This is a genomic window from Polynucleobacter sphagniphilus (assembly GCF_001953355.1).
Taxonomy (GTDB): domain Bacteria; phylum Pseudomonadota; class Gammaproteobacteria; order Burkholderiales; family Burkholderiaceae; genus Polynucleobacter; species Polynucleobacter sphagniphilus.
In genome coordinates, this window is the sequence record NZ_MPIY01000017.1 from 104130 (window position 1) to 126489 (window position 22360).

At 45.6% G+C, this 22360-nt stretch carries 27 protein-coding genes and 2 pseudogenes; 10 read left to right on the forward strand and 19 right to left on the reverse strand.

The genetic code is table 11. The features are described 5' to 3' along the window. Positions 1-74: 74 nt before the first annotated feature. Both BOQ04_RS09215 and BOQ04_RS09220 read right to left on the reverse strand, forming a co-directional pair. Positions 75-1691, reverse strand: coding sequence for an outer membrane beta-barrel protein (locus BOQ04_RS09215; RefSeq protein WP_076024450.1), 1617 nt, complete (start codon positions 1689-1691; stop codon positions 75-77). A 123-nt stretch (positions 1692-1814) separates the two neighbouring features. Beyond that, the gene (locus tag BOQ04_RS09220) at positions 1815-2276 is read right to left on the reverse strand and encodes a hypothetical protein (RefSeq protein ID WP_143742187.1); all 462 of its coding nucleotides are present in this window, start codon (positions 2274-2276) and stop codon (positions 1815-1817) included. 114 nt (positions 2277-2390) lie between these two features. Between BOQ04_RS09220 and BOQ04_RS09225 the strand changes: the two genes are divergently transcribed. Continuing rightward, positions 2391-2741, forward strand: coding sequence for a DUF3147 family protein (locus BOQ04_RS09225; RefSeq protein WP_076024452.1), 351 nt, complete (start codon positions 2391-2393; stop codon positions 2739-2741). Between the two features lie 240 nt (positions 2742-2981). Continuing rightward, on the forward strand, positions 2982-3191 hold the full coding sequence (locus tag BOQ04_RS09230; RefSeq protein ID WP_076024453.1) for a hypothetical protein: 210 nt from the start codon (positions 2982-2984) through the stop codon (positions 3189-3191). 467 nt (positions 3192-3658) lie between these two features. Here the strand turns inward: BOQ04_RS09230 and BOQ04_RS09235 are convergent, their stop codons facing one another. The 6 genes from BOQ04_RS09235 to BOQ04_RS09260 all read right to left on the reverse strand — a co-directional run bounded on the left by BOQ04_RS09235 (position 3659) and on the right by BOQ04_RS09260 (position 8821). Continuing rightward, positions 3659-4765, reverse strand: coding sequence for a patatin-like phospholipase family protein (locus BOQ04_RS09235; protein ID WP_076024454.1), 1107 nt, complete (start codon positions 4763-4765; stop codon positions 3659-3661). A gap of 88 nt (positions 4766-4853) precedes the next feature. Continuing rightward, the gene (locus BOQ04_RS09240) at positions 4854-5243 is read right to left on the reverse strand and encodes a tautomerase family protein (RefSeq protein WP_076024455.1); all 390 of its coding nucleotides are present in this window, start codon (positions 5241-5243) and stop codon (positions 4854-4856) included. 148 nt (positions 5244-5391) lie between these two features. After that, a complete protein-coding gene (locus tag BOQ04_RS09245) occupies positions 5392-5577 on the reverse strand; it encodes a hypothetical protein (protein ID WP_076024456.1) in 186 nt (61 codons plus the stop codon). Positions 5578-5600: 23 nt separating this feature from the next. Continuing rightward, positions 5601-6896 carry a lipase family protein gene (locus tag BOQ04_RS09250; RefSeq protein ID WP_076024457.1) on the reverse strand — a complete coding sequence of 432 codons (1296 nt, stop codon included), beginning with the start codon at positions 6894-6896 and terminating at the stop codon, positions 5601-5603. Between the two features lie 122 nt (positions 6897-7018). Then, positions 7019-8038, reverse strand: a complete 1020-nt coding sequence (locus BOQ04_RS09255) for a patatin-like phospholipase family protein (RefSeq protein ID WP_076024458.1) — start codon at positions 8036-8038, stop codon at positions 7019-7021. A gap of 135 nt (positions 8039-8173) precedes the next feature. Then, complete coding sequence (locus BOQ04_RS09260) at positions 8174-8821, reverse strand: aquaporin (RefSeq protein ID WP_076024459.1); 648 nt, start codon at positions 8819-8821, stop codon at positions 8174-8176. A gap of 242 nt (positions 8822-9063) precedes the next feature. On the opposite strand from BOQ04_RS09260, the gene BOQ04_RS09265 reads away from it, so the two are divergent. Then, positions 9064-9489, forward strand: a complete 426-nt coding sequence (locus BOQ04_RS09265; protein WP_143742188.1) for a hypothetical protein — start codon at positions 9064-9066, stop codon at positions 9487-9489. A gap of 33 nt (positions 9490-9522) precedes the next feature. Here BOQ04_RS09265 and BOQ04_RS09270 read toward each other — a convergent pair whose 3' ends face one another. Together BOQ04_RS09270 and BOQ04_RS09275 are read right to left on the reverse strand one after the other, a co-directional pair. Continuing rightward, on the reverse strand, positions 9523-9918 hold the full coding sequence (locus BOQ04_RS09270; protein WP_076024461.1) for a BLUF domain-containing protein: 396 nt from the start codon (positions 9916-9918) through the stop codon (positions 9523-9525). A gap of 220 nt (positions 9919-10138) precedes the next feature. Next, positions 10139-10798 carry a substrate-binding domain-containing protein gene (locus BOQ04_RS09275; protein WP_233126759.1) on the reverse strand — a complete coding sequence of 220 codons (660 nt, stop codon included), beginning with the start codon at positions 10796-10798 and terminating at the stop codon, positions 10139-10141. Positions 10799-11192: 394 nt separating this feature from the next. On the opposite strand from BOQ04_RS09275, the gene BOQ04_RS09280 reads away from it, so the two are divergent. Next, positions 11193-12773 carry an alpha/beta hydrolase domain-containing protein gene (locus BOQ04_RS09280; protein WP_076024462.1) on the forward strand — a complete coding sequence of 527 codons (1581 nt, stop codon included), beginning with the start codon at positions 11193-11195 and terminating at the stop codon, positions 12771-12773. A 7-nt stretch (positions 12774-12780) separates the two neighbouring features. Here the strand turns inward: BOQ04_RS09280 and BOQ04_RS09285 are convergent, their stop codons facing one another. The 3 genes from BOQ04_RS09285 to sorA form a co-directional block, all read right to left on the reverse strand. Next, positions 12781-13521: an alpha/beta fold hydrolase gene (locus tag BOQ04_RS09285; protein ID WP_076024463.1), complete on the reverse strand. Its 741-nt coding sequence runs from the start codon at positions 13519-13521 to the stop codon at positions 12781-12783. Between the two features lie 102 nt (positions 13522-13623). Beyond that, on the reverse strand, positions 13624-13935 hold the full coding sequence (gene sorB / locus BOQ04_RS09290) for a SorB family sulfite dehydrogenase c-type cytochrome subunit (protein ID WP_076024464.1): 312 nt from the start codon (positions 13933-13935) through the stop codon (positions 13624-13626). A gap of 10 nt (positions 13936-13945) precedes the next feature. Then, the gene (gene sorA / locus BOQ04_RS09295; RefSeq protein ID WP_076024666.1) at positions 13946-15166 is read right to left on the reverse strand and encodes a SorA family sulfite dehydrogenase catalytic subunit; all 1221 of its coding nucleotides are present in this window, start codon (positions 15164-15166) and stop codon (positions 13946-13948) included. A 348-nt stretch (positions 15167-15514) separates the two neighbouring features. On the opposite strand from sorA, the gene BOQ04_RS09300 reads away from it, so the two are divergent. Next, positions 15515-15922, forward strand: coding sequence for a GNAT family N-acetyltransferase (locus tag BOQ04_RS09300; protein ID WP_076024465.1), 408 nt, complete (start codon positions 15515-15517; stop codon positions 15920-15922). A 99-nt stretch (positions 15923-16021) separates the two neighbouring features. Here BOQ04_RS09300 and BOQ04_RS09305 read toward each other — a convergent pair whose 3' ends face one another. The 5 genes from BOQ04_RS09305 to BOQ04_RS09325 all read right to left on the reverse strand — a co-directional run bounded on the left by BOQ04_RS09305 (position 16022) and on the right by BOQ04_RS09325 (position 19133). Further along, complete coding sequence (locus BOQ04_RS09305; protein WP_076024667.1) at positions 16022-16285, reverse strand: Txe/YoeB family addiction module toxin; 264 nt, start codon at positions 16283-16285, stop codon at positions 16022-16024. Beyond that, complete coding sequence (locus BOQ04_RS09310; protein WP_076024466.1) at positions 16282-16524, reverse strand: type II toxin-antitoxin system Phd/YefM family antitoxin; 243 nt, start codon at positions 16522-16524, stop codon at positions 16282-16284. Before BOQ04_RS09310 ends, BOQ04_RS09305 begins: the two co-directional genes overlap by 4 nt. 162 nt (positions 16525-16686) lie before the next feature. After that, complete coding sequence (locus BOQ04_RS09315; RefSeq protein ID WP_072582005.1) at positions 16687-17877, reverse strand: MFS transporter; 1191 nt, start codon at positions 17875-17877, stop codon at positions 16687-16689. Between the two features lie 103 nt (positions 17878-17980). Continuing rightward, positions 17981-18214, reverse strand: a complete 234-nt coding sequence (locus BOQ04_RS09320) for a DUF3106 domain-containing protein (protein ID WP_076024467.1) — start codon at positions 18212-18214, stop codon at positions 17981-17983. Between the two features lie 16 nt (positions 18215-18230). Next, positions 18231-19133, reverse strand: coding sequence for a LysR family transcriptional regulator (locus tag BOQ04_RS09325; protein ID WP_076024668.1), 903 nt, complete (start codon positions 19131-19133; stop codon positions 18231-18233). Between the two features lie 198 nt (positions 19134-19331). Here BOQ04_RS09325 and BOQ04_RS09330 point away from each other — a divergent pair, with 198 nt between their 5' ends. Together BOQ04_RS09330 and BOQ04_RS09335 are read left to right on the forward strand one after the other, a co-directional pair. Next, the gene (locus tag BOQ04_RS09330) at positions 19332-20078 is read left to right on the forward strand and encodes an SDR family NAD(P)-dependent oxidoreductase (RefSeq protein ID WP_076024468.1); all 747 of its coding nucleotides are present in this window, start codon (positions 19332-19334) and stop codon (positions 20076-20078) included. Between the two features lie 47 nt (positions 20079-20125). After that, positions 20126-20416 carry a YciI family protein gene (locus BOQ04_RS09335; RefSeq protein WP_076024469.1) on the forward strand — a complete coding sequence of 97 codons (291 nt, stop codon included), beginning with the start codon at positions 20126-20128 and terminating at the stop codon, positions 20414-20416. Positions 20417-20602: 186 nt separating this feature from the next. Here the strand turns inward: BOQ04_RS09335 and BOQ04_RS09340 are convergent. Beyond that, positions 20603-20794, reverse strand: a pseudogene (locus BOQ04_RS09340) (HU family DNA-binding protein); the annotation flags it as partial. Positions 20795-20902: 108 nt separating this feature from the next. Between BOQ04_RS09340 and BOQ04_RS09345 the strand changes: the two are divergent. From BOQ04_RS09345 to BOQ04_RS09355, 3 genes and pseudogenes are all read left to right on the forward strand, one after another. Continuing rightward, positions 20903-21397 (forward strand): annotated as a pseudogene (locus BOQ04_RS09345) (ATPase); the annotation flags it as partial. After that, the gene (locus BOQ04_RS09350) at positions 21394-21600 is read left to right on the forward strand and encodes a hypothetical protein (protein WP_076024471.1); all 207 of its coding nucleotides are present in this window, start codon (positions 21394-21396) and stop codon (positions 21598-21600) included. The pseudogene BOQ04_RS09345 and the gene BOQ04_RS09350, both read left to right, overlap by 4 nt. A gap of 179 nt (positions 21601-21779) precedes the next feature. Next, positions 21780-22193 (forward strand): hypothetical protein, encoded by a 414-nt coding sequence (locus BOQ04_RS09355; RefSeq protein ID WP_076024472.1) that lies wholly within the window; start codon positions 21780-21782, stop codon positions 22191-22193. Positions 22194-22360: the final 167 nt, after the last annotated feature.

Below are 22360 nucleotides of genomic sequence, written 5' to 3' on the forward strand. Positions count from 1 at the left end.
AAAAGACTAAATACAAAATAGAAAACCACCCGGAGGTGGCTCTCTCTAAAGCGATGCAACTTCGATAACTTCGCTTACCAGTGCCAAATGATATCGCCTGAAAAAACAGTAAGATTTTTCATATTGGGTGCCATTCCTAAATTGGCATTCCCATTAAATGCGGCCTTATTTGCTGTGTAATAAGCTATTTCTGGGCGCACCTCAATTTGTGGCGAGAACCAGTGCTGCCAGCCAAAAGCTAAGTTACGGTAAGTAGCAGCTGTTCCAGTACGCTGTCCTTGTGGGTCCCAATAAATTTCTGGACGCAAAGATAAGTTATTTAATGGATCAATCTGATAGTTTAAGTAAGTTACAAATCCTTTTGCTGTTGCAGTACAAGTTAATGCTGCTGCATTACTACAAGAAGCCCAGCCCGGTGAGTTATATGCAAAAGTGAGCGGAGTCCAAATTGGGCCGCCATTATTACTCGTCATGACATAACTATTATTCAAGTTGGGAACATTATTTTGATGCTCCTGATAAACCTCAGAGGAAATATGCCAGTGCTCGTCGAAGGTGTGATAGAAGGTTAGGCCATACCATTGCAGGTTGTTATAACCCCATGTCCCGCTATTAATACCATTAGCAGTTGCCTGCAAATTGGTTTTTCCATCATCCGTGGTGTATCGAACCGCAAAAGTGCCGGCAGGATTTGCGCCTGGATCTTGCCTAGTAGTTTTATTCGGGAAAAGTGCATTAGGGGCTGGGTTATTAGTAGTTGACCATGAATGATTCAAAGATGAGTCTGTACCCCCCTCAATACCTGCTTGAATAATCCAATTCCTGTCCACGGCTAACGAAGCAATAATTCCTTCGTTTGTATAGTTATCGTAGGCATAGGTCATGGAATGCGAATACATATAGTTATTTGGCGCCAACTGTGCCTCGATATCTGGCACAGAAATATATCGCCCCACACGAATATTCAAACCTTGCATTACAAAGGGCGTATACCACTCGGCATAAAGCATGGGGGCATCCCAGCCGTTAGCCAAATTTTGATTTAAGTACTGTCCGCTCATCACACCGTAAGAAGTGGTGTAGCGATAATCCTGACCATAAATCATGGATGCTCTGAAGCCCCAATCATTGTGATCTTTTTGCACCATATCCGGAATACGTTCAACGTATTCAACAATTTGATCCAAGGCTAATGAATTTGGATTGTAGGAATAAGCAGCGGGCGCATTTCCACCATGTACCGAAGCATTGCTAAAGTTAAATCCAGCATTAGCCCAGCCGTACGCTTGGATGTGATTGTCAATCATCCACTGCCCAAAGGCGGTATCAGAAATTGCATTCATAAACGGACTATCCACCGCATTAGGGAGAGAAACGCCAAGTGACGTGGTGCCACCATAAGGCCATTCTGTGAAAGGCATTGGTGGCATAGTCATGGCTGCGGGAGGAAAATCTTCGCGCCGAGTGGGGGGCGCATTTGGATCAACTGGCGCAGCATCCTTGCCCATCTCTAACTTGTAGTAATTGGTCAGGCGATTCCAAAACCCTGTGCCGAGGGCTGAATCTAAACAGCTATAGTCTTGATAGGGATCACAAGTTTTTACACTGACAGATGCATTGTCTGCATAAGCCGATCCCAATATAACCATAAGCGCACCACCCAGAAATAGGCGTTTTCCAATTTGCCGCATACATACCCCTTTTTAACTAAATCATGTCGAGCTTTAGTAAGCTCGGTTTTAGTTAGAGTAAACAACGAGGTATAAAAATGGTGTAAAAACGCCTTAGTATCGTTGATGGTAGTGACATTTTTGTCATAAACCAAACATCAAGCCAAGCGATAGGCCAATACTTCTTTCGCTCGATGCCCCCACCCCATAGTTATATTCTGGACTAATAAACCAGCCCATCTCTTTTGAGGTCCAGACCATTAAATCAAGAGCAAAAGAAATTCCATATTGATTGATGGGGCTTGCACCTGAAGTAGCGTGCGTGATTGCAGGCCCCGCCCCTACCATCAGCTCAATATTGTGAGTCACCTCAAATGGCTTCTTAAACAAAATTTGACCTCCCAATGTATGCAGGTAGCTTGAGCTAAGGTATTGGGTGCCAAGCTCAATCTCAAGTAAATCCTCAATCACTAAAAACTCCACTGAGGCTGTGGGGCCGACATTGCTTGTTACCTCACTCACACTCTTCTCAGCCGCACCCCCCAACATCAAAACCAACGCATGTCCTTCTGGCTCTTCTGCAGCAAGCACAGGCAATGAGGTCATACCCATCAATAGAGTCGCCAAAAATATAAGGAGGCGTCTTTTCATGAATCAGTTAACCGTTAATTAATGAGGGTCATTAATATCTTAAGCTAGCACTTCTTTTGTAAGGCCTTTATGACTTGGATTATCGCCAAATATTTACTAAGCGCAGGAATGGTTGTATTTATTTCTGAAGTAGCAAAACGCAGTGATCGCCTCGGCGGTCTTTTGGGGGCGCTACCAGTCATGACATTGCTTACGCTGACTTGGCTCTATTTTGAAAATCAAGGCGTTGAAAAAATTGCCAACCATGCTTATTACACATTTTGGTATGTCATACCCACCTTACCAATGTTTTTATTATTTCCTTATTTATTACCCAAAATTGGGTTTTGGCTCACGATGGGTGCGAGCATAGGCATCACCATGATCTGCTTTCTTCTATTTGCGCTTTTGATCAAAGGATTTGGAATAGAGTTGATGTAAATCCAACATTGCTCCCAATGACTGTTGGCTTTGTTTGCTCTAGCTTGCTCATCAACAATAGGCGTTCACGCATTTACATGCCGACTTATTAACAATTAATGTCAGTTTGATGACGCACTCATAAGCTCTACCCCCAAAGTTCTAGAGCTAAGGTTGTATATCTAATAGGCAATATATTTTTTACTATGAGACCAACATCTATTGCACTCATTAGTTACGCAACCATCACGGGAATTAAGCATGAATAAAGAGCGGCTTGCTATTGAATCAAAAATCGTTCGTCACCCACGTTTTTATGAGCTAGCTCGAATTCCTAATTATCAACTAGAGCTGCGTAGCGAACATCAATTAGATGGTGCTAATGCAATTACTGATAGCCCGCCAAATAGTCTGCGTGCATTTTTCTTTGATAGCGCTAATGAGGTTCGACTTTCTTCAGCCCGCTCATAAAGATCGTAAGAATAGGATCCTGATAAGTATCGATCTAACTTCGAATAAATACCGTCCTTACTGACTACGGAGCTATGTCCAGAACCCATTACGCGCAATCCCGCCATTCCTTTTTCTAGCTCAGCTGGGTCATTGTTAAAGAAGCGACGGTGAATACATTGGCGTCCTAGCGCCACCATTAATAAGTGATTTGCATATATTGAAAAACATATATGCTGGTATACGCAATTTAAATCAGCGGCCACCTTGGCAAGCAAGTGGCATCTCATTTATGGTCAGGTCTTTTGTATCATCGCAATTAATACCTATCGGCGAAGTGCTGCTGGCTGCGCATCCACCTAGCACCAATAGAAATATCGCCAACAAAACAAAACTCAATAATTTTTTCATCTTATTACCTTATCAATAGTCTTTTACTGCGCCTATTTATTCACACTCATATATCTTCACTTTTTCTGCATGCAAAATTAAGCCCAAAATGTTTTGATATTGGATGCCTCCATTTTTGAGCGTTCATATCCTCTATGTAATGCTACCTCAATCTGTTTTGGGTCTAGCAGGTTAACACCAGGGGGTGTACCTGCCACCACCCACTTTACCTTTGTGCCCGTAGCCTCTACATCTTTAATATTTTGGGCGATTGGGTGGGGGATGGTTGTCAATATTGCACCCGTTACACCATCTGTCAGCGTGATGATCAAAGCCCTTTTGGAGCCCGCCACCAAATCTACATGAGCAGGATTAGAGCAAATACCACCATCCATTACAAAACGCTGACCCAACAGTGTCGGGCCGGCGACCCCTGGTAATGAGCTACTAGCAGCTGCACCATGCGCCAGGGGAATATTATTTTTTCTTGCAGTCTCTTGGCTGACCACCAAACGCTCGCCGGTATAGCAATCGATTCCGGTAGTATGCATCCGACTACTTGGCCAATCTGTTTTGCTATCCCCAGTTAAAAGCGCGGCTAGTTTTTCGATTCGATCGCTATTTAATTTATTATCAGCTGCCAATGCTGCAGCGCCTATGACTCTGCGAGTTTCAATACTGCCATCACTTGCGCTCATATTGATTTGATCGGCCCTCATCTGACTTACATTAGGGCTAGCAATTGGAGCCATCTTAGAGAAGATGGCTGGGAATTTTCCAAAAAAATCAAACTCGGTGCGTAAGCGTAAAAATTCACCGGAGAGTAAAGATGATCCCATGTAAGAACCAGCAGAAGTGCCCACTACCATTTCTGGAATTTGAGCCATATCCAAGCCAGCCTCATAAAGACCATGAAAGAAACCGCAATACCAAGCAATATAGTATTCCCCGCCCCCACCAAGCACCATTGTGCGATCAAGACCTTTAGCTAGCTTGGAAACTGTGGGCTTAGTAGCAATTGGAATTGCCAAGCCATCATCAGAAAATAATTTCTTGGATATTTCATTGGCCTTTATTTCAATACTAGACTTTGCGCCTGCTGCTTGTGCACTTGGAATATCCAATACCATTCCACAGGCCCCTGCGATTGCAGCTGAACTAATAGCTGATGTTTTTAAGAAGTTACGGCGGGAAGATTGGGTCATGTCAGCTCCATTGATGATTTATCAATTTATAGCAGATCCTAAAAGCAAAAAACCACCATAAGGTGGTTTTCTTCTTTTTAATAGCCTTTTAATCCTTTGGCGCGTATTGCATCTCGCCATTGCCAAATGACCAGTTTTCTTTATTCACTTCCACCAGGTTGATAAAGATATCTTGCGGCCTTACTTTAAGCCTCTCTACGATGCCGTCGCATATTGCTTTGTAGAAAACTTTCTTCATTTCAGTGGTTCTGCCTGCATTCAGGGTTACTTGAATAAAGATGATGTCCTCTGAATACTCAATACCCAAATAGCTTTTAGGTATTACTAGTTCATTGCTGTCGTGCCTGGTGATGACTTGGAACTTATCATCTTCTGGCACATTAATATGCTCTCGCATGGCACCATAGACAATATTACCCACTTGCTGGGCAAAGTCTGTTGGATGTTTTTTGCTTAAATCGATTCTGACAAAAGGCATATGCAATCCTTAGTTTTAGATAATTATTTTAAAAATAGTCCGGCCCAAGTTCAATAAAACCAAGGCGATGATTGAGGTGACCAATAACATTCAGGGCTCCTGATACATTTCATAAGCATTGGCTAGTAAATGGGCCAAAAGCGGCCCACTAGCCTTCATCTTCCCATGGAAATCGCGCCCGACTTAACTCTTCCATTATTTCGCGCTTACTTTGCACGCGTCTCCTGAGGCCATTCGCATCTTGCAGACGTTGCTCATAGTCAGAGAGGCCTTCTAACCCTTCTTTTTTCGAGCTTTCAGCCTCACCATTTTCTAAGCTGGCTTTATTAGTCATATATCAATATATGCCAAGAATTCCTAACTCTTTGGACATCCATTTGCCAACGATTTGCCTGCAATACGATCCTTCACCCACTCCAGATACATTGGCGCTGCAACACCAGGAGTTGTAAAGTGAGTTTGCTCACCGGGCAGCTGGTTTCTTCCAACATTTGCACCCAGAGCACACATCTGCTTTTGGTAGAGCTCATGCATCACCGGAGGAACGGCAGTATCTTTAGTGCCCCAATAAATTACCACTGGTGCTACAGGTTTTACTGGCTTTACACTGCCCTCAATAAAAGCCTTTACCCATGCCAAGGAATTACTTGCTTGAGGCTTTAAGAGAGATTTGTAATTATCTCCGTAAGCATAATTAAATGTGTCTGCCAATACATGGATACATTTATTTGCTGACAACTTGTCAACCGCTTTCACACCATCATCAGTCAGCACATCACTCAACTTCAGACTAGGAAATGCTGCCTGAGTCCCCCAAAGGCCCATTACATAATGAGCAAACAAGAATACGTTTGGCACATTAGCTTGAGTAAAGCCGTTCATGAGCTTGGCTGCTCCAGCCTCATCATTCGGTACATTTGGAAGCATGACAGCCACATCTTCTGGTGCTAGCGCAACAAAACCAAGGTATTGCAGGTTATCTGCAGCGGTGCCTTGCATAGCCTGATACTCAGGCAAGCTAGCAGCAGCGATAGTTGCTCCGCCACCCTGGGACCAGCCATAAACCACAGTCTTCTTGCCCGCACCTATTTCTTTCATTGAGCTGGCTGCTCTGGCAGAGTTAATCACATCCCTGCCGTTAGTTTGAGCCACTGCATATTGATGCTTGCCGCCACCGCCAAGACCTTGGTAGTCTGTGGCAACAATGACATAGCCCTCTTTAATAAATGCCTCCACATTGGGAATGCCATAGTCAGTCCAAGAATTGCCATCCACTAAAAAATACTCATTTAATGGGGCGGTTGGATCAATAATCTGGGATGGGCCGCAATTTTGTGCGGAGCCAGTAGTGCCATGCGCCCAAGCCAAGATGGGCCTTCCCTCAGCTGGGCCCTTACCAATAGGTGCAATGAGTAAGCCAGTCGCAATGGTCTTACGCTCCATAGCATCGGATGATATATAAGCAATCTTCCATGCTTGAGCACCCTTTACTGATGTCTTGATTTTCTCTTTCTTGATAATTTCCCCAAGCTTGCCGTTGGGTTGCATTGTCTGCAAGGATTCATAGAAAGGCGGGACTAGTGGCTGGGCAAACACGCTTGAAAAAGTAAGGCATGTACAGGTCAATACCAAGCGAAGGGCGAATGATTTCATGTTATTTTTCCAGAGCGAAAAAGATGTAAAGATACTAGCAAATGTAGACAAGAAGATCCAATGCAAAATAAAAGCTAGCCGAGGGTAGTTTTGGTATTTTTTGATGTCCCAACCCTAAAGCCTTATGACCAAAAACGCTTCATCTCTGGTAAGTCTTGCATTCCTCGCTCAAACCCATATTGAATGGCGGGCTCCATAATTGCAGGGTCTACAACGCTCAGTGTTTTTCTACCAGGAAGCATACCAACCACTACCAGCTTTGTTTTTGTTCCGCCCGCTTCCAAGTCTTTCACTTCCTGCAAAATCGTATTAGGTAAATGATTTAAACGTAGGCCAGCTTTTTCTTGCTCAATGGTATCTGCCAAAGCGATGACCAATGCCCTCTTGGATCCAGCCACAATATCGCAATGGGTTTCAGTTGAGCCAATACTGCCATCCATGCAGACGCGATCTTTAACCCAAGTAGGGCCAGTCACACCAGGGGCGGATGCGCTTGCAGCACAAGCGGTTGTAACAGGAATACCAGCGTCAGGGGCGATCACTAAACGCTCAGCGGTGTAACAATCAATCGTGGTGATATACATCTTCGGAGGAATATTTTTCATATCGCCTAAGAAGACTTTCATATTCATTTCAAACTTATCTTCCGGGATAGATCTCGCCGCCATTGCGGCGTGTCCAATCGCCTGAATCGTAGCAGGACTGCCATCTTTGGCATCAATGCCCATCTTCATCACCCGCTCTTGGCTTGGTGAGAATTTTTTTGTAGGCACTAACTTAGCCATTATTTTTGGATAGTCGGCCAGCAAGTTAAATTCTGCAGAAAATAGATCAAGACGGCCGCCCAATAAAGCTGAGCCCAATACCGCACCCGCAGATGTACCAACCACAATATCTGCTAAACGCAGGTCAATGCCATTCGTTAGCATCGCATGAAAGTAGCCCACTAAAAATGAGCTCATGTATTCAGAGCCCCCACCCAAAACAATAGCCCTATCTTTACCAATGCCCGGAGGATTTTGATAGGGAATGGGATGAGCCAAACCGTCATCCCAGTTGGCAGTAGATTCTTGAATCTTCTTGGCTTCAAAAGCCTCAACCTCTGCAATCGCCTTGCTCGATGGACTTGAAGTTTTCGCCAATATTGGATTACTCGCAACAGCGGCAACCCCAAAGGTAGAAGTCTTAAGGAAATTACGACGAGATGATTAAGTCATATTGAATCCGCTAATGATTTATGTAAATTCTATCTAAATATAACAATGATAAAAACCGGCTCAAGACTTTTGTTTTGAGAAAGAAAATATCCCAATCATTACCAAAGCCGCCAATACTTCAGCCGTTACAAAACCTAAGACATTGCTGGGAGCAATGCCCACAAAAGTATTTGTGAAACTTCTTGCCAAGGCAACAGCAGGATTGGCGAAGAAGGTAGATGAAGTAAACCAATAGCCTGCTGTTACTGTTAACGCAACAAGCATTGGCACTCGATCTTTGACCTCTTTATCACCTATATGAATGACTGAAAGTAAAACGAGCGTTGACATGAATTCGCTTAACCAAATTCCTAATCCCGCTCTAACCTTAGTTGATTCTTGAATTATAGGTAAGCTAAACATGAGGTGTGTCAGCCATATTCCGCAGAGAGCCCCGGCAAATTGGCACAAGCAATAACCCAACATCTTTTTCAAATCCAAATAACCCAACTTCCAAAACATCAAAGTGACTACGGGATTAAAGTGGGCACCAGAGATGGGTCCTAGCAATGTAATCAAAGCGTATAAACCTGCTCCTGTAGCAATGCTGTTTCCTAGTAACGCTATTGCGGCATTACCAGAGTCTAAGGTCTCACCCATAATTCCTGAGCCAGCAACGATAGCCAATAGCATGGCGGTACCAATGAATTCGGATAGATAAGATTTCATAGTCAGATCATAAAGCCCGAGTATGAAAAAACGCCCGCAGGATGTTTTGGTGTCTATTCCTGCCTGCACCCTATAGAAATTAACCCTAATACATATCACTATGACCCCTTAAAACAGGGTCATCGGTATAAACCAGTAGTGGAACCTCATTTAAATTGCGCTCTGCGGAATTAGTATGGGCTCTTAATTCAATATCCAGCGCCATTTTGGCTGGTCAACCAATGATTGGGCTGGATGAGCAAATGAAAGATCGTATTAATGAATTTCTAGCCAATGGCTATCTAACCGCAACTTCCATTATTAAATTTGATTGCTTTAAGTCCTATGAAGAAACCACCACTTATCTTCAAGGTGTAAACAAAATTCGTTTTGGCTATCTTTACCACTACAGCTCCTTAACCTACGATGCCAATGCCGAAACGCCCAAGCAATCCGAAGATGGAAATTATTACGATCTTCCAGAACCCTTAAAAGCTATCTGTGGCGATATTTGGAAAACAATTACAGAAATTAAAATAGGGGACTTTAAGCTGAAAGCGAAAGTGACCTCCCTGCTCAATGAAGATAGCAACTTAGAAATAGATAATTTTTTATTAACTGTTGGGTTTGAGCCAACCCATCAAAACATGATTTACAGCAACGGAGTTCAAGTAACAAAACTGTTTTGATAAGGCCATCTTATGTGGGGAGGGAAGTGACCCCTAAGCACCCCTCAAGGCTATCAGCAATGGATGGCCCATTGGAAACTCCACGTCTTCAATAGCCGCAGTAACTTCAGGTAAGGTCTTGGCAACCTCTTCACTTCCCTGAAAAACCATTGTCCATTTACTAAAACTTCGTTCTCTGATAGATTTTGCCTCTATTAGGCGAACATTTTTATGTCTGCTATCTTTTTGAATTTTTTGCCACAAGGCTTCGATATCTTTTTCAAGCCCCTCAATCACTTGACCAAATTGATTGTTCTCATAAATAAGCGCGCCAGTAATACCTAGCGCTTGATTCTTAGAATACGAGTGATATAGAAGCCTCATCAAGCCCAAAAAGGACATATTTTGGGCTGGCTCACTCACATAAGTTAATTCGATTAGTTGAGACATTCACAAATACTAGAGAGCTCTAGGACTAATTACTCTAGGCGTTTACCCCATCATGAAAAGATGAACCATCCCCAAACAAAATTACTCTTTTAGGGAGCAGAAGATGAAAAAACCACTTGAGAGTGGTTTTGATGTTTCTGCGAGTCCTTAAGCACTTAGAGATATGTATTTCATAATGCCAAACGAGCTGAAGCCATACGCCTTAATAATGCGAAACTAGTTAATGCTTATTGGAGGCTGGCACCAAACCGGTCTCTTCAATCGCTTGGGCATTTTGGGGGGCACTTAAGAACATAAGTAAGGCCTGTGATTCTCTGGGAACTTTAGAGCTGGCAACAACAGCGCCAGAAAACGTTGTGATTAGCTGAACCTCTTGTGGAATCAGCCCAATGATATCGATCCCCTTAACTGCTTTGGGCTCACTTCGCTGTTGACAGCCTATCTCCGCTTCTCCCTGCGCAACAATTTCACCAACTGGTGTAGCAGGAATTTGCCTGGCTTTTCCAGCCATTTGCTCTGTAATTCCAAGCTTATCCATCAACTCGTTTTTGATGTATTCGCCGCTAGCGCTATCCGAATAAGCCACTGTTTTTGCATTGAGCAAAGCCGCTTTAAATTTAGCGACTGTACTGATATCTGGCTTAGCGGCCCCTTGCTTTACTGCACACGCAATTGGTGAATTTGCCAAAACAACTTTACTTCCTGGAATAAGCTTCCCTTGCGCCATTAGATCATCAAGCGAACTACCGACCATAATTACCACATCAATTTGTTCGCCACGATCTAGGCGAACTGGAATAGCATTTTTAGTTATTCCCATTGAAGGGCCCCAACCTGAAATCAATTTGTTTCCTGTTTGCTTTTCAAATTCAGGAGCCAATTCTTTATAGGCCTGAGCAAAGCCCCCCCGAACTCACCACTTGAATTTCAGCTGCCGGCACTCCAGTAGCAGCAAGCAAAATAAATCCAATGCAAATATTTTTTATAAACAATAGTTTCATTATGTCTCCATTTTTATTTTCTTAAGGATAAAGCTTTTAATGATTTATTAACTTAACCCTCGGTTGTTTAACTGAATTTTATATTCTGCTAAGCTCAATCTAAAAAACAATTTCAACATCAATTTCTTTCATCATATATTGGCAGAATCTTTCGAGCTATTTTTTAATCCAAAGCTAGAAAATACAATAAAAATTGTCGGCAAGCTTGCCGATAGCTTTGCAACAGCTCAATAAAAGAGGTAAGCTGTTCAATCATTAATAGTCCTTATAGTCATGGCCATCATTCATATAAAACGCATTGCTTTATTTCTCATCTCTATTTCACTCAGCTGTGTAGCACATGCTGAACTTACACGCCTAGAAATTACGAGCATTGAGCCTTACGGAACATTTCTCAGTGGCAGCTATGTCATTCTTAAGGGAAGGGTTCATGGTGAACTATCGCCCAGCGAAAATATACCCGGGCTTAAGCAATTACAAACCAATAATTACGGAATGGTTGAATATTCTGCTAATGTTGTACTAATCATGCCCGATGAAAATGGTCACTCAAATGGTGGATTAATTATCGATATCCCCAACCGAGGCCGTGCTTATGCTCAAGCACTTTATAACGCACCCAGGGGATTACCTTTTCTCTCCGGAACATTTGCTCAGGGCACTGGATACTTGCAAGATGTTGGCTTTAGCACAGCCGAGATTTACTGGGAGCTAGGTCAAGGGGCTCAATTGCCATCATTCATCGATGCGCAGGGTGAAAAACAATATGTAGAAGGTGTCGGGTTTGCCATTGTTAGGGATGCAAGTAACTTTTTTGCGCACCGCGCGCATGACTCCGAAGGCAATCTCAATCCGTTTGCTGGAAAAATTAGTCGCCTGCTGGCTAGTGGCAAATCTCAAACTGGTCGCTTTCTAAAAACGTTCTTGCTAAATGGCTTCAATATGGTTGGCCACGAAAGAGTTTTTGATGGCATGCACATATTTGTTTCTGGCGCTGGACTATTGCCTATCCTACAAACCGGAGTGGGGCCAGAATCCAACGGCAACAATGCGCCAAGCTTCGCCAATCCCGAGATGAGAGGTGTCCACGAAGAAGTGCTGACGATCGCTGAGATCAATAAGCGAGTACAAGCTCGGGGTGAACTGCCGCCCAAGCTGATTCTTATTTCAAGCACTACAGATTACTACTCTCTTAGAGCCTCATTAGGACGCACTGGCGCAAGTGGCACTCATGACTTACCTTTGCCAGCCAACGTCAGAATGTACGATATTGCAGGTGCTTCACACGTTCTGCTACCCATACAAAATGAAGATTGCAAAATACCTGTGGCCACACTAGATTGGACCCCCGTGTCGCGCGCCACCTTGGCACGCTTAGATCAGTGGGTCATTAACAATACGGCGCCACCACCAACAACCTTGCTTCAACTTCAACTCGCTCAAAACATGCCTGCTACCCTGAGGGCACCTAAACACTTAGCTAGCGCTGTCATACAAACTCCTCGACTCGATGCTGATGGCAATGCGATCGGCGGCGTGCGTCTGCCCGATCATGCAGTCCCCTTAGGCACAAATGGAGGCCAAAATGAACCTCAAACTTTTACTTGCTCTCTTGCGGGCTCTTACATCGCCTTTGCCAAAACTAAAGCTGAGCGAGAGGCCGCGCACGATACCCGCCCATCTATTGAGGAGCGCTATAAAAACCAAGATGATTATGTCAATCAAGTCCGTAGTGCCTCGATTAAATTAATGCAGGCAGGCTTTTTATTACCCGATGACGCCGCCGTGATTATTGCAAACGCCGCAGCAAACCCAATTTTTGGGGAGGTTCAGAAAGATAAAAACCCGCGCTAACTTAAAGCTATTCGTGCAAAATGAAATCTGCTGCATCCTTAATTAGCTCGGTTTCATTTTGATTAAAGCCATGGTGGGCTAGCGATAAGCACTCCTCGCCAGTGCTCATACCGCCATCAATCAAGATAAGTTGAGATCGCGAGTCTTTTGGCCTATCTTTGATGACTGCTTCAGATGCAGATTTGGGGGTGCTCGAACATCCATCATGGATGTGATGAATTGCCAGAACAGGCAATTTTCCATCCCCATCCATCGAGACCGTTCTATAGGTGCCAGCAATAATCACGCCGCTTATCATCTGCTGCTGCTCCAATCCACTATTAGCAAATTCTGAAACACTTACGGTACCCATGCTATGGCCAAATAACCAAATGGGTATATTTAATTTTTCTTTGTAATATTTAACGACATTTAAAATTCTTTGCCGATGATCTCGAGTCGACCTCGAATTATTTCTTCCATTACCTAATCCATATGGTGTGTCGACCAGTACGGCATCGATTCCATATTGAGCCCATAGCTCAATAGACCTTACAAAAGTATGAGTATTGGTGGTTGATCCATCGTCTTGTAAGCGCAAAACACCGCTGCCGCCTGGAAAAAGGAGAACAACTGCTTGGGGATGTTTTGCTGCCAATAAAAATGTTCTAGTGGGAGCATCATTTTTATAAGAAACATCAAAAACTTGAGCTTTTGCCTGAATTGAAACTAGAGTACCAAGTAAGGTCAGCAAAACAAATATTTTCATGGAATAGTTTTACACCTAATCAAGTGCAAAATCCACCCGGGTTGGTTTTTGCACTTCTTGGCAGTCCGGGGCGGAATCGACCAGGGCTGAGGATACCTAACCTTATTTTCTATTAGCTCCATAAGTCTTGTTGAGGTAATCCACAATGATAGGAACCTCCTCATCAGTAATCGGCGCCTTAAAGACATTCTTCATCCTTAAAACTTGGGCATTCCAGTAACCAACTCCCGTATTAGGCGGCTGATATTCTGCGTAGTGAGCAGAGTGACAAGCAGAGCATTTTTGTAAGGTAAGCTGATAACCTGGCAAATCTGATGGTCTCCATAAAACAGTATCGGCTGGCAACTCAATTGTTTTAGCTTGTGCCATTTGCGCCAAAGCAAGAGCAGATATAAGAAGAAGTAATTTTTTCATATTCTTCTCCTTAAACCGCAGTGACCTTGACGGTCTCCACGATATTTCGCATATAACCAGCAGGCATCCAAGTTGCGGTCATTGGCTGAACTTGACCGGCATGATTAAAGGCTCTAACCCTTAAGTCCAATGTGCCTTTTTGTTTTGGCGTAAATTCAACACGCCACTCTCTAAATGAGAAACGACCCAAGTCTTGACCCAATCTCGCCTCTGTCCAATTTTGTCCATTGTCCTGAGAGAATAAAACTTTCTTTATTCCATAGCCGGCATCAAAGGCAATGCCTCGAGCTTGAGTAGGCTTACCAACAGTCACAGCGCTATTGTCTGTGAAGTTCGTAATAAAAGAGCGAATCGTAAATTGATTAATTGGAATCGTTTTAGAAGGGGCCGTTCCAGGCGCAACGCAATTACAGTCGTTATCGGGAATGCGATAAGCGGGATTCATCCAATAGCCGTTGTATACATCATCAACCACTTTAATTTCGCTTAAGTGCTTGACCCAATAGGTTCCGTAGTAACCAGGCACAATTAATTTAATTGGATAACCATTTAAGAAGGGAATGTCTGTTCCATTCATTTGGTAGGCAACCATGACATTGCCATCCATAGCATGGTCAATATCCAAACCTTTTACAAAATCAGAATCACTTGGCAATACTGGCTGATCCAATCCATCAAAGGTTACCTGCTTAGCGCCGCGACCGGGGTTAGCCGCTTTCAAAATATCTTTTAAGGCAACACCAACCCAAGCGGCATTACCCATAGCGCCATTACCCAATTGACCACCATTGACCCTAGGCTCAAATAAGCCACGACTGTTACCAGAGCATTGATTCACCGCAACAATGCGCTGGGATGGGAAGTTTTTCTTTAAAGACTCTAGAGAAATCTCTAAAGGCTTTTCAACATTGCCGCCAACTTTTAACCGATAAGTAGTGGGATCAATCGATGTTGGAATGCCAGCCATGTGATAGCGCACAAAGAATTCATCATTTGGCGTAATGACATGATTGTCGTAATACTTAAAAGGTGTCTCTAATTGCGGTGGCCTAGAGGTCAGCACAATCATGGGCTTCTTTTCAGGAAAGGCCATGAGCTCACGCTCGCCATAGGCAATAGGTAAATTAGTACTCTCTGCTCCCAAAGCCCAGGATGGCAATAAAGAACTGGCTCCACCAGCCAATGCCGCAGTAATGACTTTACGTCTATTGGTAAAGTTCTCTGAATTCATGGATATCTCCTCCACAGTATTTTTTAAGCTCATGTCAGCATAGCTACTTTTATAGAAGCATGCGTTAGTGATTACCCTCGGCACTAATTAAAAATATCGTTTTAAACGACATTGACTGGCGCAGGGATGAATAATTGATTTGTCCTTTTAAAGGACGGTTCTAGATAGTGGTATCCGACTCAAATGGCGCCTAATCCTGCCAAGCCATAAAAGAAAATAGCCCAACAAGTGGGCTATTGAGATTCTTGGTGGCCCGGGGCGGAATCGAACCGGGGCCGAGGATGCTATATCCTGGTTTTACTTTTTTACTAGGCCTATATAGACTGGTATTTTATTAAGTGTAAAGCTATGAAAATCGCCTATTCCAGTTCGACCAATATCTCTGCTGATCAAGCAATCGATTTATACATCAGGTCGACACTTGGGGAAAGGCGCCCCATTCATAATCGCAAAGCATTTGAGAATATGTATAAGTATGCCAATCTGATTGTTTCAGCCTGGGATGGCGATAAGTTAGTAGGTATTGCTAGGTCATTAACTGATTTCTCATATGTTGCGTATCTATCTGATCTAGCTGTAGATGTTCAATATCAAAAGCAGGGCATTGGAAAGCAATTGATTGAGAAAACTAAATCAGATCTCGAGCCAGAATGTATGTTGGTTTTACTGGCCGCCCCAAAGGCAAGAGAATACTATGGGCCCCTTGGTTTTGAACAACACCCAAGTGCCTGGATCCTGAAGAAGGGTGTGAAATAAAAATAGCCCAACAAGTGGGCTATTGAGATTCTTGGTGGCCCGGGGCGGAATCGAACCAGGGCCTAGGATGTCAAACTCTACCCTAGACTAATACCTACTTTATTCATAGTGAGTCCACATTCTTAAGATTCGAACCGTCTTCTCCTTGCGCAAAATTTCATAAACTAAGCGATGTTGAATATTAATTCTGCGTGAGTGAGCCCCCTTTAGATCACCAACTAACTTCTCATAAGGTGGCGGATTTTGGAGAGGATCAACTTCTAAAATATCTAATAAAGCCTGAGCTTTATCTTTAAGGCCTGCGGCAGATAGTTTTTTAGCGTCCTTAATGGCATATTTGGAATAAGCTAAATTCCAAGTCACCACTTCAATGCCCTTTTACTTTTAGTAATAGGCTCAGCCATAGCGTCTTTGATTGACTCACGCATTCCTGGAATGGCCAATAGATAAAGTGTTTCCTGAATAGCGCTCCAATCTTCTTCAGATACTAAAACGGCATTTGCTCGCTTACCAGAAATGACTACTGGCTTGTGTGAATCTGCCGCTTGATCAATTAAACGGTAGAGACCTGCTCGAGCTTCACTTGCAGTTAATGTGGTCATGATTTCACTCCTTTTCAAAATAGTACGCAAAAGCGTACGCTTTGTCAAGTGACCATCTCATCCGCCAAACCAAAAGAAAATGCCCCGCACGGAGCAGGGCATTCTTTGAGTTTGGTGGCCCGGGGCGGAATCGACCAAGCCTAAAGATATCCAATCCTAGCTCTAGACTTGTAATCTTCTAAAGACTTTTTTCAAACCCAAAGTCAGCGGTAGCACCATTAATACTGAGCCAGCAATTAGGGCAATAGTATTAGGGACTCCCAGCCTATCGCCGACAAAACCATAAACAAGGGGTGAAATAGCACCAGAACCAATTGTTACTGTATAAAACACTCCAAATGCTCTTGATCGCATGTGCGGTGGAACTAACTCGGGGACAGTTCCATAAAGCCCAGAGGATGTTCCATTTAAGGCAACACCAACTAATGGCAGCATCAACATAACAACATCAACATTTAGCGGCAAGGTTAAAGCCATCAGAATAGACGTAGCAATCTCTGTTATTAAAGTGGTTTTGATTACGCCAAATCGAGCTGCGATAAACCCGCAAACAAATTTACCTGCGGCGCCACCAGCAAAAGTTAAACTCAGCGCAAAGCCTACCTGCGTGACTGTGGCGCCTTTAGACATTAATAAAAAAGGTAGTAGTGTTAGAAACCCCATACGAGTAGCGCTATCGATAGCAGCAATTGACGATAAAGAAATAAAGCCTAGATTAAGAAAGTTGCTGCCTGCACCTTTTCCGCTTGTATCACTTGATGCCTTATTTAACTGGGTCTTAGAGTGATTGGTAACTGTTGTTTTAGGTAGAACAACTGCTAAGAACATTACAGCCAACAATCCCAAGAGCCCCATCACGCTGGTTACGGTATGCCAATCCCAGACTGCCAATAAAGCCGCACAGAGTGATGGCAATAACACCTTCCCTATATCGCCAGAAAAGTTATATGTGCTCAGAGCACCCCTTAATTCCGAGCCTTCAAAAGCATGGGAAGTTAATGAGGAGGAGAGGGGGTGTTGAACACTTGCGCCAATACCACTAAGAATTAAACAGGCCGCCAAACCTAAAAAACTGGTAGTCCAACCAGACAATAAAAACCCAATTGCCGCAATCAGAGTGCCGAATAGCAATAGGCGTTTTTCACCGACCTTTTCTGACAACATGCTTGATGGAACTTGTAAGGAAGCCATCGCCCCCGAATATAAAGTCTTTAAAGAGCCAACTTCAGCAAGCGATAGACCAAATGCCATTTGCCAAATGGGAAACATGACATACAGTAGGTCGGTATATCCATCATGAAGAATATGGGCACCACAACAAGACCCCAGGATTCTTTTCTTGAGCGCTTTCATAGCAACAATGTAACCGAGCCCAAATGAAAAAACCACCAGCAGGTGGTTTTGGTGTTTCTTGATGGCCCGGGGCGGAATCGACCAGGGCTGAGGATGTCTGATCCTAACTGGATTGTTTGTGCCACTTCTGCTTTTCCTCGGGACTCATATTTTCCCATTTGGCTTTACGGGCTTTCATCTCAGCCTGCTCTTCAGGCGTTAATCCATCAAAGAAAGCCTTTCTCTCGGCTTTCATTCTTTCTTTTTGCTCAGGAGTAATTGATTGCCATTGAGCCTTCATTTTCTCGTGAACCAACTTGCGATCTTCAGGGCTTAAAGCTTTCATTTGATCGCGCATCTTATGCCAGTATTCTTTACGCTCTTCTGGAGTCGGACTTGCGTTGGATCAGTTCGGAAAACCGTGACAAGAACAATTTCAGAATCGGTGAGGCATTGGTTTTGTTGTAGCCGATCGACAGATCAATCATCGGCACCTTTCCGGCCAGCGGCCGACTGACGACGGATGCGGGCATCAGATTTTCAACATAGGCCGGTATCAGCGTGACACCGCGTGTCGACACCACCAGGGACATGACCATGGCGGGGTTGTCCACGTTTTGGCTGGGCTTGATCTGCACCTTGGCGCGCGTCAGGTAGTCGTCGATCACCGCACGCAGAACCCTGGCTTTGCCACCCATACCGATAAAGGATTCACCAACCAGTTCATGGGGCCGGATTTCGTTGTGCGACGCAAGGGGATGGTCGTTCGGCATCAGCACCACCAGCGGCTCCTTGCTGACCACCTGGTAGTTGAGATCAAAGTCCGGCTCGGCGCGCATGAAGGCCAGATCCAGCGTGCCCCGCGCAACGGCTTGCGCCAGGTCCGGTGAGTAGCCGCTGGACACCGTGACGTCGACATTCGGCAACTCGTCGCGCAGAACTTGCATGGCCTGGGGAAGCCAGGTCATTTCCTGTCCCGTGATGAAGCCCAGCGCAAAGCGCTGCTTGGCAGGTTGCGCCGCCTTACGGGCGGCCTCCACCGCCGCGTCGACCTGGATCAAGGCCAGGCGCGCGTGGTCCATAAAAGCCTGGCCTGCGTCGGTCAGCTTCACGCCCTGGGCGCTGCGACTGAACAAGGCGACGCCGACCTGGTATTCCAGGTCCCGAATCTGACGGCTCAGCGAGGGCTGTGAGGTGTGCAGGCGCTGCGCGGCCGCCAAGGTCAGGCTGCCGGTTTCCGCAACCGCCATGAAATACCGAAGATGCCGCAATTCCATTTCAACTCCTTGGACGGTCCACTGTAACCCATGCCTCCAAAGCATGCCTACCTGCAAACAAAGTCTTTTTCAAAACCACCACCAGCTTCTACATTTACACCAGTGGAAGCGTGCTTTGGAATCGTTCCAAAGCGTAACAGACCCATCTATTGGCTGCCCCGCCATACCTTTCAGTAATACCTCACAGGAGTTTTCAGCATGAATAAGCCCGTCGTCCTTATCACCGGAGCCCTGACCGGCATCGGCCGCGCCACCGCTTTGGCCTTTGCCCGCAGTGGCGCACACCTGGTGGTTTCCGGCCGCCGCCTGCCCGAAGGCAAAGCCCTTGAAGTCGAACTGCAGCAACTCGGCGCGCAAGCCGTCTTTATCTCCGCCGACGTGCGCCACGACGATGCGGTGCGCGAGCTGGTCGATCAAACGGTGGCGCGCTTCGGCCGCCTCGATGTGGCCGTGAACAATGCAGGCACCGAAGGCCAGCCTGGTCTCATCGTCAACCAGACCGCCGAGAGCTACCAGGCCACCTTCGATACCAATGTATTGGGTACCTTGCTCAGCCTTAAGCATGAGCTGCGTGTGATGACCACCCAAAAGAGCGGCAGCATCATCAACATCTCGTCCACCTATGGCCATGCGGGCGCCGCCTGGGCTTCGGTGTATGCGGGCAGCAAACACGCGGTGGAAGGCTTCACCAAATCGGCCGCGCTGGAGGTGGCTGCAACGGGCGTGCGTGTCAACGCCGTGGCGCCCGGACCGACCGACACCGGCATGCTGGATCGTTTTACCGGCACGCCGGAAAACAAGGCGGCTTTGGTGGCGGGTGTGCCACTGGGCCGTGTGGGCAAGCCCGACGACATCGCCGCCGCCATTCTGTATCTGGCGTCCGCAGGCGCGGCCTTTGTGACCGGCCAAATCGTTACGGTCGACGGTGGCAAGTCTGCGGGTTAAGACCTGCACGTCCCCGCGCCACATTCACACACCAGGAGATGCACACCATGTTTTTAATTTCACTGACGCTCACGGCAACCGCTGACCAAATCGAGCCCCACAACAAGGCGCACGGCGAATGGGTCAGGCGCTACATCACCGAAGGAAAATTTTTGCTCGCGGGCCAAAAGAAGAACAGTTCGGGTGGCGTTCTGCTGGCCACTGGACTGGATGCCGTCGAACTCGCACGGGTTCTGGGCGAGGACTCCTACGTCATGGCATCACTCGGAAGCTATGAAGTGACCGAATGCGCCATCAAGCTCACACAGCCCTGGCTGGAAGGGTTGAAGGCTGCGTAAGCAGAGCCCGGACAGCAGGGGCGGGCCTACAAGGCCCTCCCCTTGGCGTTCAGCAATTCATGGGTGTCCTCGGCCAATGAAATGGGTTGGATCAGACATGCGGGACTGGAGTCACCCCAAAGCTGCCTTCATTGGAAGTCGGCTACCGCGGCACTGCGGGTTTACGTTTTGCTCCAGACCCGACCTTCATTTACGCTGACTCTTTGCGGGAGCAACCTCTTCACTGGGCAGATCGACAGCCTCACGCAACGCTTTGCCTGGCTTGAAATGCGGCACACGCGCCGCAGGAATTTCCACTGGAGCGCCGCTGCGCCGGTTACGGCCCATCCGCGAGGCACGGTGGATGACTGAGAAACTACCGAAGCCCCTGATCTCAATGTGCACGAGGTCTGATCGGTTCATTTGCTCCGAAGGATAAGGCAGCTTTTTCAGGATTCGCCCAAAAAGCGCGTTCAAAAGCCATTTGGGCGCGTTTTTAGACCGCCACTAACAGGACCCAACGGCGCAGGCAAAACCACGTTTGCCCGTGACTTTTTGCCAGCGGAAGCCCAAACGCTCAGGTTTATCAATGCCGACTTGATTGCTGCTGGCTTGGCTCCCTTCAATCCTGAAACGGCCTCCTTTAAAGCTGGCCGCCTAATGTTGGAAGAAATTGATGAGTGCGTGGATGCTGGACACAGCTTTGCGTTTGAAACCACGCTTTCAGGCTTGGCCTATTTGAAAAAAATTGCGGTCTGGCAGCATCTTGGCTACCAAGTGAAGCTTTGGTTCCTGTCTCTGCCCAATGAGGACATAGCAGTTTCAAGAGTTGCACGCCGTGTTCTACAAGGTGGTCACAACATCCCTGAGGACGTTATACGCAGACGTTTCAAAGCAGGCCTTGAAAACTTCCATGAGCGTTACAGCAAGGTTGTGAACTCATGGGCGTTTTATGACAGCTCAGGCATGCACCCTAAACTAATTGACTGGAGCAACAAATGAACACCAAAGACATTCGCACCTCCACCGATCCAGATCTAGCTGGCTCATACGCAGCAATGGAACGTGCAGCACGTGCCGCTCAAGATCTCGCTATCAAAACCAACACGGGTATCGTTGTAGCAGTTGATGGCAAAACAGTTGAATTGACTGCTGCTGATTTGATCAAAATGCGTGACCAAGAAGCACAGCAGTCACACCACTGAGCTGATAACAGCGCTAACCCACTAGCCAGCTTCGCGCTGGCTTTTTTGTGCGAGCTACTATCGCGCGCGTGATAAGTACTTGATGCACACCTACCAAGCATCAGTTAAGGCACTAGTCAAAAGCCGCAGAACTAAACAAAGCTAGCCTCTATCATTTCTTTCCAGAAGGCAAAGAAGCGATGGCAATAGCCACCTTAGAAATGGTCAAACATAGTGTTCAAGAGAACATAGTGAATGTACTCGCTGGTGATGACTCGATTAAGAGCAGGCTTAAAACGGCTTTGAAAAACCTCGATAGTTTTTATGATGGCGGCCAAAAAGCTTGTCTCCTAGAACTCATGAACTCGAGCACCACAGGCAAAGCCGTCAAGAAGTTGATTGCTCAAGTGTTTGATATGTTGATTAAAGGGTTTGCTTCTTTTTATGCTGAAGTGGGTTTTTCTAAAACTGATTCAAAAGTTCAAGCAGAAAACACAGTCATTGGGATTCAAGGAGCTTTAGTACTATCCCGCGGTCTGGACTCAAAAGATCCATTCAAAAGACAGCTCAAGAAGATTGAGCAATTGGCGTTAGCAAAAATTAATTCCAATTAATGTCGTTTTAAACGACATCGACTGACGCAGGGATGAATAATGAATTTGTCCTTTTAAAGGACATTTCTATATAGCGATATCCGGCTCTAATGGCATCTACATCTGACTCCCCAAATGAAAAAACCACCCGAAGGTGGTTTTGGTATTTCTTGGTGGCCCGGGGCGGA

Excerpts from the sequence above, each read along its gene's own strand:
- BOQ04_RS09325 (WP_076024668.1), bottom strand. The coding sequence starts at position 19,133 with ATGGAATTGCGGCATCTTCGGTATTTCATGGCGGTTGCGGAAACCGGC.
- BOQ04_RS09245 (WP_076024456.1), bottom strand. The coding sequence starts at position 5,577 with ATGACTAATAAAGCCAGCTTAGAAAATGGTGAGGCTGAAAGCTCGAAA.
- BOQ04_RS09220 (WP_143742187.1), bottom strand. The coding sequence starts at position 2,276 with ATGACCTCATTGCCTGTGCTTGCTGCAGAAGAGCCAGAAGGACATGCG.
- BOQ04_RS09250 (WP_076024457.1), bottom strand. The coding sequence starts at position 6,896 with ATGAAATCATTCGCCCTTCGCTTGGTATTGACCTGTACATGCCTTACT.
- BOQ04_RS09350 (WP_076024471.1), top strand. The coding sequence starts at position 21,394 with ATGAACACCAAAGACATTCGCACCTCCACCGATCCAGATCTAGCTGGC.
- BOQ04_RS09355 (WP_076024472.1), top strand. The coding sequence starts at position 21,780 with ATGGCAATAGCCACCTTAGAAATGGTCAAACATAGTGTTCAAGAGAAC.
- BOQ04_RS09280 (WP_076024462.1), top strand. The coding sequence starts at position 11,193 with ATGGCCATCATTCATATAAAACGCATTGCTTTATTTCTCATCTCTATT.
- BOQ04_RS09260 (WP_076024459.1), bottom strand. The coding sequence starts at position 8,821 with ATGAAATCTTATCTATCCGAATTCATTGGTACCGCCATGCTATTGGCT.
- BOQ04_RS09310 (WP_076024466.1), bottom strand. The coding sequence starts at position 16,524 with ATGACCACATTAACTGCAAGTGAAGCTCGAGCAGGTCTCTACCGTTTA.
- BOQ04_RS09285 (WP_076024463.1), bottom strand. The coding sequence starts at position 13,521 with ATGAAAATATTTGTTTTGCTGACCTTACTTGGTACTCTAGTTTCAATT.
- sorB (WP_076024464.1), bottom strand. The coding sequence starts at position 13,935 with ATGAAAAAATTACTTCTTCTTATATCTGCTCTTGCTTTGGCGCAAATG.
- BOQ04_RS09335 (WP_076024469.1), top strand. The coding sequence starts at position 20,126 with ATGTTTTTAATTTCACTGACGCTCACGGCAACCGCTGACCAAATCGAG.
- BOQ04_RS09225 (WP_076024452.1), top strand. The coding sequence starts at position 2,391 with ATGACTTGGATTATCGCCAAATATTTACTAAGCGCAGGAATGGTTGTA.
- sorA (WP_076024666.1), bottom strand. The coding sequence starts at position 15,166 with ATGAATTCAGAGAACTTTACCAATAGACGTAAAGTCATTACTGCGGCA.
- BOQ04_RS09215 (WP_076024450.1), bottom strand. The coding sequence starts at position 1,691 with ATGCGGCAAATTGGAAAACGCCTATTTCTGGGTGGTGCGCTTATGGTT.
- BOQ04_RS09240 (WP_076024455.1), bottom strand. The coding sequence starts at position 5,243 with ATGCCTTTTGTCAGAATCGATTTAAGCAAAAAACATCCAACAGACTTT.
- BOQ04_RS09330 (WP_076024468.1), top strand. The coding sequence starts at position 19,332 with ATGAATAAGCCCGTCGTCCTTATCACCGGAGCCCTGACCGGCATCGGC.
- BOQ04_RS09235 (WP_076024454.1), bottom strand. The coding sequence starts at position 4,765 with ATGACCCAATCTTCCCGCCGTAACTTCTTAAAAACATCAGCTATTAGT.
- BOQ04_RS09320 (WP_076024467.1), bottom strand. The coding sequence starts at position 18,214 with ATGCGCGATCAAATGAAAGCTTTAAGCCCTGAAGATCGCAAGTTGGTT.
- BOQ04_RS09300 (WP_076024465.1), top strand. The coding sequence starts at position 15,515 with ATGAAAATCGCCTATTCCAGTTCGACCAATATCTCTGCTGATCAAGCA.
- BOQ04_RS09315 (WP_072582005.1), bottom strand. The coding sequence starts at position 17,877 with ATGAAAGCGCTCAAGAAAAGAATCCTGGGGTCTTGTTGTGGTGCCCAT.
- BOQ04_RS09270 (WP_076024461.1), bottom strand. The coding sequence starts at position 9,918 with ATGTCTCAACTAATCGAATTAACTTATGTGAGTGAGCCAGCCCAAAAT.
- BOQ04_RS09230 (WP_076024453.1), top strand. The coding sequence starts at position 2,982 with ATGAATAAAGAGCGGCTTGCTATTGAATCAAAAATCGTTCGTCACCCA.
- BOQ04_RS09265 (WP_143742188.1), top strand. The coding sequence starts at position 9,064 with ATGAAAGATCGTATTAATGAATTTCTAGCCAATGGCTATCTAACCGCA.